The 12,893-nt window shown below is 67.1% G+C and carries 10 protein-coding genes; 5 read left to right on the top strand and 5 right to left on the bottom strand.

Annotated features, from left to right (window positions below; genetic code table 11):
• Positions 1-23: 23 nt before the first annotated feature.
• Positions 24-3,551 carry a bifunctional diguanylate cyclase/phosphodiesterase gene (locus tag DSM104443_RS05870; protein WP_171090360.1) on the top strand — a complete coding sequence of 1,176 codons (3,528 nt, stop codon included), beginning with the start codon at positions 24-26 and terminating at the stop codon, positions 3,549-3,551.
• 75 nt (positions 3,552-3,626) lie between these two features.
• On the opposite strand, the gene DSM104443_RS05865 is transcribed toward DSM104443_RS05870, so the two are convergent.
• The 4 genes from DSM104443_RS05865 to DSM104443_RS05850 are packed head-to-tail and all read right to left on the bottom strand — an operon-like array spanning position 3,627 to position 7,203.
• Positions 3,627-4,583 (bottom strand): hypothetical protein, encoded by a 957-nt coding sequence (locus DSM104443_RS05865; protein WP_171090358.1) that lies wholly within the window; start codon positions 4,581-4,583, stop codon positions 3,627-3,629.
• 34 nt (positions 4,584-4,617) lie between these two features.
• On the bottom strand, positions 4,618-5,466 hold the full coding sequence (locus tag DSM104443_RS05860; RefSeq protein ID WP_171090356.1) for a hypothetical protein: 849 nt from the start codon (positions 5,464-5,466) through the stop codon (positions 4,618-4,620).
• A 34-nt stretch (positions 5,467-5,500) separates the two neighbouring features.
• On the bottom strand, positions 5,501-6,475 hold the full coding sequence (locus DSM104443_RS05855) for a sialic acid TRAP transporter substrate-binding protein SiaP (RefSeq protein ID WP_171090354.1): 975 nt from the start codon (positions 6,473-6,475) through the stop codon (positions 5,501-5,503).
• Positions 6,472-7,203 (bottom strand): FadR/GntR family transcriptional regulator, encoded by a 732-nt coding sequence (locus DSM104443_RS05850; RefSeq protein ID WP_171090352.1) that lies wholly within the window; start codon positions 7,201-7,203, stop codon positions 6,472-6,474. The genes DSM104443_RS05855 and DSM104443_RS05850 overlap by 4 nt, the downstream gene beginning before the upstream one ends.
• A 24-nt stretch (positions 7,204-7,227) precedes the next feature.
• Between DSM104443_RS05850 and DSM104443_RS05845 the strand changes: the two genes are divergently transcribed.
• The 3 genes from DSM104443_RS05845 to DSM104443_RS05835 all read left to right on the top strand — a co-directional run bounded on the left by DSM104443_RS05845 (position 7,228) and on the right by DSM104443_RS05835 (position 12,051).
• Positions 7,228-8,028, top strand: coding sequence for an NAD-dependent epimerase/dehydratase family protein (locus tag DSM104443_RS05845; protein ID WP_171090350.1), 801 nt, complete (start codon positions 7,228-7,230; stop codon positions 8,026-8,028).
• A gap of 20 nt (positions 8,029-8,048) precedes the next feature.
• The gene (locus DSM104443_RS05840; RefSeq protein WP_246232536.1) at positions 8,049-8,999 is read left to right on the top strand and encodes an SMP-30/gluconolactonase/LRE family protein; all 951 of its coding nucleotides are present in this window, start codon (positions 8,049-8,051) and stop codon (positions 8,997-8,999) included.
• A gap of 118 nt (positions 9,000-9,117) precedes the next feature.
• Positions 9,118-12,051 carry a hypothetical protein gene (locus DSM104443_RS05835; RefSeq protein ID WP_171090345.1) on the top strand — a complete coding sequence of 978 codons (2,934 nt, stop codon included), beginning with the start codon at positions 9,118-9,120 and terminating at the stop codon, positions 12,049-12,051.
• On the opposite strand, the gene DSM104443_RS05830 is transcribed toward DSM104443_RS05835, so the two are convergent.
• Positions 12,032-12,487, bottom strand: a complete 456-nt coding sequence (locus DSM104443_RS05830; RefSeq protein ID WP_171090344.1) for a GNAT family N-acetyltransferase — start codon at positions 12,485-12,487, stop codon at positions 12,032-12,034. The genes DSM104443_RS05835 and DSM104443_RS05830 overlap by 20 nt on opposite strands.
• A 28-nt stretch (positions 12,488-12,515) precedes the next feature.
• Here DSM104443_RS05830 and DSM104443_RS05825 point away from each other — a divergent pair, with 28 nt between their 5' ends.
• Complete coding sequence (locus tag DSM104443_RS05825; RefSeq protein WP_171090342.1) at positions 12,516-12,803, top strand: putative quinol monooxygenase; 288 nt, start codon at positions 12,516-12,518, stop codon at positions 12,801-12,803.
• The last annotated feature ends 90 nt before the right edge of the window (positions 12,804-12,893 follow it).

Genomic DNA, 12,893 nt, shown 5'->3' with positions numbered 1-12,893 from the left:
CGGAACAAGCGGTCCCGCGATCCATGAAAAAGACCCTCCGCCCACAAACACTCGCGTTGGCCACCCTGCTTGCCGGGGTCGTGCTCAGCATCGCGGCGTGGTTCTTCGTCGCGCGGCAGGTGGAAACGCAGGCGCGGGCGGACTTCGCCAACCAGGCGAGCCTCGCCGCGAGCCTGGTCGAGCGGCGCGTGCAGCGCTACGTCGATCTCCTGTACGGCCTCGAGGCCCTCGCCTCGCACGCCCCGCTCACGCGCCAGGACTTCAACCGCCACGTCTCGTCGCTCAAGGCGGGACGGCGGTTCCCCGGCGTGCAGGCGATGCAGTACGTTCGCCGCGTTCCCGCCGACCAGGTGGCGGCATTCACGAAATCGGTCCGCGACGACAAGACGCTCACGCCGTCCGGATACCCGCGCTTCGAAATCCGTCCGGCCGAGCAGAGCGACGAGTACTGGGTGATCGACTACGTGGAGCCCATGGCCGGCAACGAGCCCGCTTTCGGCCTCGAGCTGATGAGCCGGGCTGCTCCGCGTTTCGCCATGGAGCGCGCGCGAGACACCGGCGAACCAGCAGCCACCTCGCGCTACCGGCTGGCGCAGGAGCGCGGTGCCAGCTTCGGCCTCGTGGTCTACCTGCCGGTCTTCGAAGGCGGAGCGCCGCGCACGGTCGAAGGCCGGCGTGCGCTGGTGACAGGCTGGGTCAACGTGGTGCTTCGGATCGACGACGTCTTCCAGGACATCCTCGCCAGCCCCGTCTTCGCGGGCACTCGCCTCACGATGCACGACCTGGGTGCCACCCACTGGTCCGGGCGCGCGCAGCCCGTCGCCGGCACGGAGTTCTACCGCTCCTTCGCGCCCAACGACACGCAGGAAGCCAGCGCCTTCACGCTCGCCCTCGTGCAGGACGTGGACGTGGACATCGCCGGCCGGTTCTGGCGCCTGCACTTCGAAGCGAACCCGCCTCCCGCGCGTGCCGGCTTGCAGCCGCTGCCGATGCTGGCCCTCGGCGCGGGCCTCATCGTGAGCCTGCTGCTCTACGGCGTGCTGCGCGGCGTCACGCACTCGCGCACCGAGGCGCTCGATGTCGCGAGCCGCGCCACCCGCGACCTGCGCTCGCAGCTCTCCTTCAACCTGCAGCTCCTCGAGGCGATTCCCTACCCCGTCTATTTCAAGAACGCGGCCGGGCGCTACCTGGGATGCAATCGCGCCTTCGAGAAGGAGTTCGGCATCAGCCGCGACAAGCTGATCGGCCTCACGCCCTACGACATCCTGCCGCGCGAGAACGCCGACCGCATGGTGGAGGACGACAAGCACCTGCTCGAGACCGGCGGCGTGCAGACCTTCGAGACGCGCGCGCCGAACCCGAAGAACGGCGAGATGCGCGACACGATCTTCAACAAGTCCACGTTCCTGAACGCCGACGGGAAGGTGGCGGGGATCGTGGGCGTGGTCGTCGACATTACCGAGCGCAAAGTCCTGGAGGCCGAGACGGAAGAGAGCCACGCGCAGCTTCGTGCGATCGTGGAGGCGACACCGCTCGCGATCATCGTGCGCGATTTCGACAATATCGTGCGCGTGTGGAACCCCGCGGCCGAGCGCCTGTTCGGATGGAAGGCCGAGGAAGTGGTCGGCACGGCGACCTCGATCGTCCCCGACGAGCTGCGCCACGAGACGGTGGGGCTACGCGACCGGGCGAAGGCCGGCGAGCTGATCTTCATGGACGAGACGCAGCGCCGCAACCGCGACGGAACGCTGGTGGACGTGTCCGTGGCCATCGCACCGCTGCGCGACCGCACCGGCTGCGTCTACAGCACCATGGTCACCATCGCCGACATCCGGCCGAGGAAGCAAGCGGAGCGGGCGCTGCGGGAGAGCGAGGAGCGCCTCAAGCTCGCGATGGAGGCCGCGAACATGGGCCTCTGGTACTGGGACGGCGTCACCGACGAGTTCACGTACTCCGACGGCATGAACCTGCTGTTCGGCCGCTCGGTCAACGCCCCGCACGTGGACTACCGCGAGCTCCAAAGGACGCTGCATCCCGACGACCGGCCGCTCCTCGACGCGACGCTGCGCCACGCGGTGAAGGAGGCGGACGACTTCCTGATCGACTACCGCGTGATGTACGTGGACGGTTCGGTGCACTGGATCACCAACCACGGCCAGGTGCACCGCGGGCCGGACGGGCGCGCGATCCGCATCGTGGGCATCGCGATGGACATCACGGAGCGCAAGCTCGCCGAGCAGCGCATCGCGCACATGGCGCACCACGACGCGCTGACGGGGCTGCCCAACCGCGTGCTTCTGCACGACCGCATCCGCCAGGCCATCGCTCAGGCGCACCGCTCCGGCGGCGAGGTCGCGGTGCTCTTCATCGACCTCGACCGCTTCAAGACCATCAACGACTCGCTCGGCCACCCCTTGGGTGATCGCCTGCTGCAATCGGTGGCGAGCCGGCTGCTCGTGTGCCTGCGGGAGGGCGACACGGTCTCGCGCCTCGGCGGCGACGAGTTCGTGATCGTGATCCCCGGCTCCGAGGGTGCCGCGGGTGCGTCCACCGTCGCGAGCAAGATCCTCGAAGTGCTGGCGAATTCCTTCCACCTGCAGGGCAACGACTTGCACGTCTCGGCTTCCGTCGGCATCGCGCTCTATCCGGCCGACGGCAACGATGCGGACACGCTGATGCGCAACGCCGACACCGCGATGTACCACGCAAAGGATGCGGGGCGCGCGAACTTCCAGTTCTTCACGCCGCACATGAACGTGGCGGCCCAGCAGCGCCTCACACTCGAGAACTCGCTGCGCCGGGCGCTCGACAACAACGAGTTCGAGCTCCACTACCAGCCGCTCTACGACCTGCGCGACCGCTCCATCACCGGGTTGGAAGCGTTGCTGCGCTGGAAGCCGCGCGGTGGGGAGTACGTGCCTCCGGTGAAATTCATCGCCGCTGCCGAGGAGTCGGGATTGATCGTGCCGATCGGCGAGTGGGCGCTGCGCGAGGCGCTGCGGCAGGGCAAGGCGTGGCAGAGCGCGGGCCGCCCGCTGCTCATGGCGGTAAACGTGTCCGCGACGCAGCTCGCGCGCCCGGGCTTCGGCGAGCGCCTGCGGCGGATGCTCCAGGAAACGGGGATCGATCCGGCGCTGGTAGAGCTGGAGGTCACCGAGCGCGTGATCGTGGAGGGCATGGGCGAAGCCCGCGCGTCGCTTGATCAAGTGGCGGCCCTCGGCGTGGGCATCGCGATCGACGACTTCGGCACCGGCTATTCGGGGCTCGCCTATCTCAAGCGCTTCCCGATCGACACCGTGAAGATCGACCAGTCCTTCGTCCGCGACATCACGGTGGACCCGGACGATGCCGCCATCGTCACCGCCATCGTGGCGATGGCGAAATCCCTCGGCATCGACGTCGTCGCCGAGGGCGTGGAGACCGAGCAGCAGCTGGAGTTCCTGCGGCGCCTGGGCTGCAACCGTGCCCAGGGCTTCTTCCTCTCGCGCCCGATGGCCGCGCGCGACATCGAGAAGCTCCTCGGCTCGCCCTCCTCGGAGGCCGCCGACTAGAACCAATAAAGGGGTCAGACCACTTTATTCGTTCGCCTTCACGAATAAAGTGGTCTGACCCCTTTATTGGTTCTGCTACCGGTAGTCGGCGGCGAGGCCCTTCAGGTCTTCCGCGAACACGCTCTTCGTCCACGCGGTGCGGAGGGTGTTGAGCATCTTCAGCTTCACGGCGTCGTTGCCGGGCCAGAGGGTTTCGAGCCAGTTGAGCGCCGCGGCGGCGTGGCCGGTGTAGGCGTAGCGGTTCATCTCGGCGGAGACGGCGGCGAGCACGCCGGTGGCGTAGTAGTCGTCCCACTTCAACTGGTCGGCGGAGCGGCCCTGCTTGATCTCGGCGAGCTTGGTCTTGATCTCGGCCACGCGCGCGTTGCGGCGGGCGGATGTGTACTCGCCGCAGCGCTCCTTCAGCCACGGGTTGTTGGTCGCCGCGGGTTGCGCGCAGACGGGCGGCGGCTGGCCCGGGAGCTTGGAGCGCATGAGGTCCTGCGCGAACTGGAAGCGGCCCTTCGGCGACACCTCGAGGATCACGGCGGGGAAATACGAGTTGGCATAGGGCGCGAAGCCGTAGGCCGACGAATCGTCCGCGGTCACCATGATCGGCGTCTTGCGGCCGGGGACCTCGAGGAAATCGCCGCCGCCCACGTTGTTGGCGGGGTACACGGCGAGCTTCGAGACCTTGGGCTTCAGCTTCACGATGTAGTGGGTCGTGCAGCAATGCGCGCCGCCGGAGAAGCTGGAAACGTGGAGGTCCGGCTGGCCATCGCCGTCCAGGTCGTTGCCCATCGAGTGGATCGCCCACTTCGCCGCGCCCTCGTTCTCCTTGGGCGTGGTCTGGAAGACGGGCTTGCCCTTCTGGATGATCACGAGGCGCTGCTCCTTGGCCCCCGCGCTCTTCGCGACCACGATCTCGAGGTCCTGGAACGGCTTGATCTCCACGGCTTCGAGGCCCTGAGCGCCGAGCCACGTCTGTGCATCCTGGGCCGCGGCGGCGCCGGAAAGGGCTAGCGCGGCAATCATCATCGTGCGGTAAAGCATGGTTTCTCCCTGAGAGACCGATACGTTACCAAATTCAGAAGAGCCGCGATCCACCGAGGACGGAGTCGATGGCGCAGGTCTCGGTGTTCTCGAGCTGGATCGCGAGGCGCAGCGACATCTCGTTGGGCGTGACCAGGATGCCGTTCGTCGTGAAGCGGCCCTGCTTGCCGTCGCTGCACGTGAGCGTGCCCGAGGCTTCGCGCGTCGTTCCCACCTGGCGGTACGGTCCGACATACGTGCACGTGAGCCCGCTGGTGGTGGTCTCGTCGATCACGATGCGGTCGAGGTCGAAGCGGATCATCGACTGGTGGTAGGTGCCGTGGTTGCCGTTCGCGCCGTTGTTGCGGCAGCCGCTGCGCACCTCCATGTTGGCGCCGTTCCAGCGCCCGGCGAGCGACGGCGCGTCGTTGCGGACCTCCTGGATCACGAAGCTCTGCAGCCCCTGCTGCCACACCAGCACGGAGCTTTGCCCCGGTGACGGAAAGTCGTAGACGGTCGTGCTCCCGCTCTTGTCCGTGAGGAACTCCCCGCCGAGGTTCACGACGGTGACGCGGCGCGACGCGAACTCCACGCCGTCCGCCAGCGCGCGCACCGTGTGGACGCCGCTCGGGAAGATGCCCCAGTTGAAGAGCACCGAGAAACCGGTGTCGGGCTTGCCGCAGATCGCCGCGATATCCCGGCGCTCGGTGTTGGCGCCGGCCACGAGCGGATTGCCGTCGATCTGGATCTCGATCCGCCGCGCGGTGCAGTGCCAGCCGGAAATGGCGACGATCCCGCTCACCGGGATGTCGCCATACGGGTTCTCGAGGAAGCCTTGTTGCTGGGCCAGGGCAGTGAACGGAGCCAGGACCAGGGCCAGGATCGCGAGTCGAATGTTCTTCATGAAGCATCCGACCCGCGATCGGCGGGGACGTTCGCTACTTGATCGCCTGGACCCGGTCGTAGAGGTCCTTGGGCCACGGGGCGTCGGGCGCCGTGACGGCCTTCTGCACCGCCTGGATGAACGGGCCGCGATCGACCTTCACCACGTTGATGCCGCGCTTCTGGAAGTCCGCGACGAGCTTGTTCTCGGCGTCGAGGATGTCCTTCGAGGAGCGCGTCGTGGCTTCCCAGATCACCTCGCTCACGACCTTGCGGTCGGGCTCGGAGAGCTTCTTCCACGTATCGCCGGCGACGATGGCCACCAGCGACTCGGTGATGTGCCCGGTCAGCATGATGTACTTCTGCACCTCGTAGAACTTCTTCGCGTCGATGGTCGGAAGCGGATTCTCCTGCGCATCCACCGTGCCGTTCTGCAGCGCCAGGTACACCTCGGCAAACGCGATCGGCGTCGGGTTCGCACCCACCGCACGCGGGAACATCACGAAGAGCGGCGCATCGGGCACACGCAGCTTCATGCCCTTCATGTCCTCGGGCTTCTGCACCAGCTTGTTCGCGGTGAGGTGGCGCTGGCCGTAGTACGTGTAGCCGACGATCTTGTGGCCGCTCTTGTCCTCGTAGCCCTTCGCGACTTCGCGGAAGACCGGGCCCTCGCGGAAAGCCTGCCAGTGCGCGTAGTCGCGGAAGATGAACGGCCCCGAGGCGATCGACATCGGGGGGAACTGGCGGCCCGCGAAGGCCATGCCCGTGTAGATGATGTCCACGGTGCCGAGCGACAGCGCCTGGTTGATGTCGGTCTCCTTGCCCAGCGTGGACGCCGGGAAGACCTCGATCTGGATGCGGCCGTTGGTGCGCTTCTTCACTTCCTCCGCGGCCCACAGCGCCTGCGTGTGGTACGGCTCGGAGGTTTCGTAGACGTGCGCCCATTTGAGTTTCGTCTGGGCGTGGACCAGCGGGGCCGCGAGCACGGCGGCGGCGACCAAGAGACAGATGCTGAAGCTGCGGCGGATCATTTCGGGCTCCTCCTCGTTGTTTTCCTGTTGTCTGACAACTGTTGGCGGGCCTTGAGACGCTCCCGTCCGTTTCCGATGTGCGTGCGCATCGCGGCGCGGGCTCCATCCCCGTCGCCCCGCGCGATCGCGCTGAAGATGTCCTCGTGCTCGCGGTTGAGCGTGGCGAGGTAGTCGCGCCGGCGGTCGCCTCCCGCATCCGGCAGCTTGAGGTGCGCGCGCGGGATCGCCTTCGAGCCCAGCGAGGCCATGAAGGACGTGAAGTAGCGGTTGTCCGTGGCCTCGGCGATCAGGGAATGGAACTGGAAGTCCGCGTCGTGCGTTTCCTGGCCGGCGGCGAGCGCGGCCTCGAACTGGTCCAACGCAGCACGCATCGCGAGTAACTGCGCCTCTGAACGGCGTCGGGAGGCAATCGCGGCGGCCTCGCTCTCCACGCCGATGCGAAGCTCGAGCATGGCCAACAGGTCGACCACCGTGGCGATCTGCGCCACATCCGCCCTCAAGCCCGCCTCGCGCCGGTGGACGCTCACGAACGTACCCACGCCGTGCCGCGTATCGACGAGCCCCGCGGCCTGGAGCTGCGACCACGCTTCGCGGACCACCGTGCGGCTCACTCCGAATCGGCGGACGACTTCCGCCTCGGTCGGCAGGCGATCCCCGGGGCGAAGGTTTCCTTGCCGGATTTCGGCCGTAAACTCTCCGACTAGACGTTCCGCCAGGTTCCTTCCCATGCCCACCCCGAGTTGTCTGACGACATGATACCCAAATACGAACGGCTGCTCCTGACCGGCGCGGCCGGCATGCTGGGCCAGGTGCTGCGCCCCGCGATGCGCACGTGGGCAACGCACCTGCGGGTCTCCGACATCGAGCCCCTCGGACCCGCGGTCGGCAACGAGGAGTGCGTGACCTGCGACCTCGCGGACGAAGGCGCGGTGCGCGTGCTCATGGACGGCGTCGACGGCGTGGTCCACATGGGCGGCATCTCCGTGGACAAGCCGTGGCGCACGATCGTCGGGCCCAACATCGAGGGCGTGTACAACCTCTACGAGTCGGCGCGCATCCAGGGGACCAAGCGGATCGTCTTCGCGAGCTCCAACCATGCGATCGGCTTCCGCAAGCGCACCGAGCGCATCGACGCCGACGATCCCGTGCGGCCGGATTCGCTCTACGGCGTGAGCAAGGTTTTCGGCGAGGCGATGTCGCGCTTCTATTTCGACCGCTACGGCATCGAGTCCGTCTGCCTTCGCATCGGCTCGTCGCTCCCGGAGCCGAAGGACCGCCGCATGCTGGTCACGTACCTTTCCTTCGACGACCTCATCACGCTCGTGCAACGATCGCTCTTCGCGGAGAAGGCCGACCACACCATCGTCTTCGGCGCATCGGCCAACCGCGACTCGTGGTGGGACAACAGCAAGGCCGCGAACCTCGGCTGGACGCCGAAGGACAACACCGAGCCGTTCCGCGCGAAGAAGGAAGCGGAGCCGCCCGTCGATTCCACGAAACCCGAGCACATCCACCAGGGCGGGGTGTATGTCACCTTCGGGCCCTACGAATGAGAGACATGCGAGTGAGAGCCATGAATGACACTGACAAACCCGACGGCCTCTGGGCCCCCGCCACCCGCTACCCCGACCCGCGCATCGAGGTCATCGATCGCCGCTTCAACGCGCTTCGCATCGGCAGCGCGCGCGTGGAGCGCATCGCGCACGGCTTCCGATGGGCCGAGGGCCCGGTGTGGTTCGGCGATCATCGCGCGCTGCTCTGGAGCGACATTCCCAACAACCGGATCATGCGGTGGGATGAGCGCAGCGGCGACGTGTCCGTCTTCCGCCAGCCCTCGAACTACGCGAACGGACACACGCGCGATCGCGAGGGGCGCCTCGTCTCCTGCGAGCATGGCTCGCGCTCCGTCACGCGCACCGAGCACGACGGCACGATCACCGTGCTCGCGGACAACTACCAGGGCAAGCGCCTCAACTCGCCCAACGATGTCGTGGTGAAGTCCGACGGCTCCATCTGGTTCACCGATCCGCCCTTCGGCATCCTCTCGTACTACGAAGGCTTCAAGGCACAGGTCGAGCTGCCGACGAACGTCTATCGCATCGACGGCGTCACCGGAGCGATCGCCGTCGTGATCGGCGACATCAACCGGCCCAACGGCCTCGCGTTCTCGCCCGACGAGAAGCTGCTCTACGTCGTGGAATGCGGCACGACGCCACGCTACATCCACGCCTACGCCGTGAGCGGGAAGAAACTCGGCAAGCGCGTGATGACGATCGACGGGGCCGGTGGCGCGTTCGACGGCTTCCGCGTGGACAGCGCGGGCAACCTCTGGTGCGGCCTCGGCGGCGAGGATCCCGTTCTGGATGGCGTGCGCATCTACACGCCCAACGGCGAATCGATCGGCCACATCCACTTGCCGGAGCGCTGCGCGAACCTCTGCTTCGGCGGCGAGAAGGGCAACCGGCTTTTCATGGCGTCCAGCCAGAGCGTGTACGCGGTGTACATAAACGCTTCCGCGGCGTAGGGTGTTTCACACGCGCCGATTCAAACGAACGTTACGGAGAACAACATAACCCTATCGTTGTAAGGACCAAAACGAGACCCGGCTGGTAACGGGCAACGGCCCCCACAGGGAGGCAAACATGTCGGCAGTCAGGCATGCACTCGTTTTCATATCCGCCGCCGCGTTCTCGCTGGCGGCGCACGCGCAGGTTTGTCCTACACCGGCAGTCCTCGTCGGCGGAACCTGCACCGTGCCGCCCGGTACGACGATCACCGCGAACGCCCTAAACCCAATAGCGCTGAACGCATCGGCCACCGGCGTCATGACCGCCAACGGCATCACCGTGAACCTCGCCGCCGCGAACACGCTTTGCGCCCTCGCGCAGACGGCCGCGACGATCACCTTCAGCGGAAGCACGGCGACCACTACATCCGTCGGCGCCGCAGCGAATGGGCAGAACTGCATGCGGGCGACCGGGCTGGGCAGCGCCATCAACGCGACGGGCGCCACGATCAACATGCTTCCGACCGGAACGGTCGCCAACATGGTCGGCGTGCTGGCCGACACGCAAGCGGCGATCACGCTCGCCAACACCGCCGTCTCCATGAGCGGTGGAAATGGCGCGAGCGACTATGGGCTGCGTGCCACGACCCTGGGCACGATCACCTTCATGGGCGGCAGCGTCTCGACCAACGCTCGCGGCGGCTTCGGCGTATTCGCGGATGGAGGCACCATCAGCCTGCCCGGCGGCACGACCGTCACGACGGCCGGCGCGCAGATCGCCGCATCCAGCACCGGCAGCCATGGCCTCAACGCCACGGGCGCGGCGAGCACCATCACCGCGAGCGCCGTGACGGTCAACACGTCGGCCACGCTGGGGAGTGCCGCGTATGCCGAAGCGGGCGGCACCGTCTCCGTCACGGGCAGCGCGCTCTCCACGACGGGTGCCGGCAACACCAACTTCCCCGCCGCGGGCGCCCGCGCGGTCTCCGGCGGCCAGCTGCAAGTCACCGGGCCGGGTGCGACGATCAACGCGACCGGCCAGTTTGGCCATGGCGTCGCCGTGCAGGACGCAGGCTCCGCGATATCGCTCACCGACGCCGCGGTCACGGTGAGCGGAAATCGCGCGTACGGAATCCATGTGCTCAACGGTGCGAACCTGACGTCGCTGCGGACCTCTGTGCTCAACACCAACGGCGTGGGAGTCGTCCTCGACGGCGCGGGCACCACCGCGACCTTCACCGACAGCACGATTCGCGCGGTCCCGGCGACCGGCTACGGCGTGAAGTCGACGCTGGGCGCGACGAGCACCTTCACGAACGGGACAGTGAGGGCCGAAGGGCTCAATGCCGCCGCCTTCTTCGGAAGCACCTCCGCGATGACCGTCAACAACGTCACCATCCAGACGACGGGCGACGGCAACGCGATGGGCGTCCTTGCCGACCTCGGAGGACAGATCACCGTCACGGGCGGCAGCGTCACCACCACCGGAACCGCGACCGACCCTTCGACCAGCAACGCGCGCCGCCCTCACGGCCTTGCTGCGCGTAACCCCGGCGGCGTGCTCAACGTCACGGGTACACCGGTGATCACGCAAGGCGACGAGGGAATGGGCGTGGTCGCGGACGACGGCGGCTCGGCCACGATCGCGAATCTCACTGTCACCACGTCGGGCACGCTCGCGCTCGGGCTCTTCTCCGTCGTCGAGCAGGCCGGCGCGCAATTTCTCGCGAGCATCACGGGCAACAACGTCGTCGTGAACACGTCCGGACTACGTGCCTACGGTGCCGACTCCGAGCAGAACTTCCTGGTGGCCCCGTCGCTCATCACGCTGACCGGCTCGAGCATCACGACGCAGGGCGAACGGGCGATGGGGCTGCGTGCCGTGAGCGCGGGGACCGTCGTCGCGAGCAGCACCACGGTGTTGACCCAGGGACAGAACGCGCACGGCAAGCTCGCGCGCAGCAACCCCAGCTCGGTGACGATCAACGCGGGAACGACGGTGCTGGCCAATGGATTGAACGCGCACGGGTCCGTCGCGCAAGATGGCGGGCGCGTCGCCGGCACGGGCGGCACCGTGACGGCAACGGGCGGCGCGGCGGCCGCGCTCTATCTGTACGGCGAGATCGCAACCTCCATCGCCAACTACAACGGCACCAACCTCACCAACACTTCCGGACCGACCATCGGCGTTGGCGGCGCGGGCAACGCGACGCTCTCGAATCTCATCGTGCAGGGCAGCGGCCATTGGTTGCGCGTCGCGCGCATCGAAGACTTCCCGCTGCTCCTGCTGGACCCGCCCCTGGGCGGCATCCTCGACCTCGATCCGGAACCGCTGCCACCGGTCGTGCCGGTCTCGCTGCGCTTGCCCAAAGGCGCCCCCGTGCCCAAGGTGACGCCCGGCCTCGCAGGCATCACGGTCACCAACTCGACGCTGAACGGATTCGCCGACACGCTCCCGGGCAATGTCTCCAACGTCTCGCTCCTCGGCAACACGCTCTGGAACATGACGGGCAATTCCAATCTCACCAACACCGTCAACAACGCGAGCCGGATCCAGTACTCGGTACCGGCGCCCGCGTTCAAGACGCTCACGACCGTCACCTATGCCGGCGCGGCCGGGAACATCGGCCTCAACACATTCCTCGGCACCGACGGGTCGCCCTCGGACACGCTCGTGATCGATGCGGGCACCGCGACGGGGACGACGCTGTTGTTCATCGCGAACACCACCGGCCCCGGTGCGGTGACGAACCTGAACGGCATCCTCGTCGTGAATGCGATCAACGGCGCCACGACGACGGCAGGGGCTTTCTCGCTGGGTGCGCCGGTGACGGTCAACGGATTCACTTACCAGCTCTTCCGGGGCAGCGTGGACGCGAGCGCTCCGGAGAGCTGGTTCCTTCGCAACGTGGCATCGAGCCCCGCGTGCTTCCCGCCTCCCTGCGATCCGGGCGGAGTTCCGCGCGTCCCCACGCTCGACGACTCGCGGCTGGCCATCCTCGCGCTGGCGTTGCTGGTCCTGGCGTCGCGCCGCCTGCGCGTCGTGGTGACTAGAGCTTCAAGGTCATGAAGACGCTGTTCGGGTCTTCCTGGTAGTCGCCGAAGGGACCGCAGCGCTCGAACCCCACGCTCTCGTAGAGACGCTGCGCCGGCACGAAGCCGTCTTGTGAACCCGTCTCGAGGCTCAGGCGATCGTATTTCCGCTCGCGCGCGACTTCGAGGATGTGAACCAGCATGGCGCGCCCGGCACCGCGGCGACGCAGGGCCTTGGGCGTGCGCATGGATTTCACCTCTCCATGGCCGGGCTCCAATTCCTTGATCGCGCCACAGCCTAGAAGCTCGTCACCCTCCCACACGGTCCAGAAGGTGATGCCCGGAGCGCGGAGCTTCGAGACGTCGAGGGCGTGCACGCTCTCCGGCGGCGAGAGCTCGTACATGTTGGCGAGATGCTCGTTCAGCAGCGCCAGCACCTGGGGCCGGGTGAGATCGTCAGGTTCGATTCGCATTGCGTAAGATTAAGGCAGGAGGCCCCCAATGAGCTACGTCCTGCAGGTCGCATTGCGCATCAAGAAGGAAAACGTCGACGCCTTCATGAAGAAGGTGCTCGAGAACGCGGCCCATGCCCGCGGCGAGCCCGGCTGCCGGCATTTCGACGTGCTGGTCGATCCGAAGGATCCGACGCACGCGATGCTCTACGAGATCTACGACGACGAGGCGGCCTTTGTCGCGCACCAGGCGACGGAGCATTTCAAGAAGTACGTTGCGGAAGCAGTGCCTCTACTGGAGTCCCGGGAGCGGATCGTCTGGAGCCTCGCCCGCTGATGCGCGATGGAGCGGATTTGTAGGATTTCGCCGACAGGGAGACACATTCCGCCCTCGTAGACTTGGAGCGTCATTCTTCCCCCGATGCTC

This window comes from Usitatibacter rugosus (genome assembly GCF_013003965.1).
GTDB classification, from domain to species: Bacteria; Pseudomonadota; Gammaproteobacteria; order Burkholderiales; family Usitatibacteraceae; genus Usitatibacter; species Usitatibacter rugosus.
The sequence above is the reverse complement of the archived record's forward strand: the minus strand, read 5'-3'. Positions and strand labels throughout refer to the sequence as shown.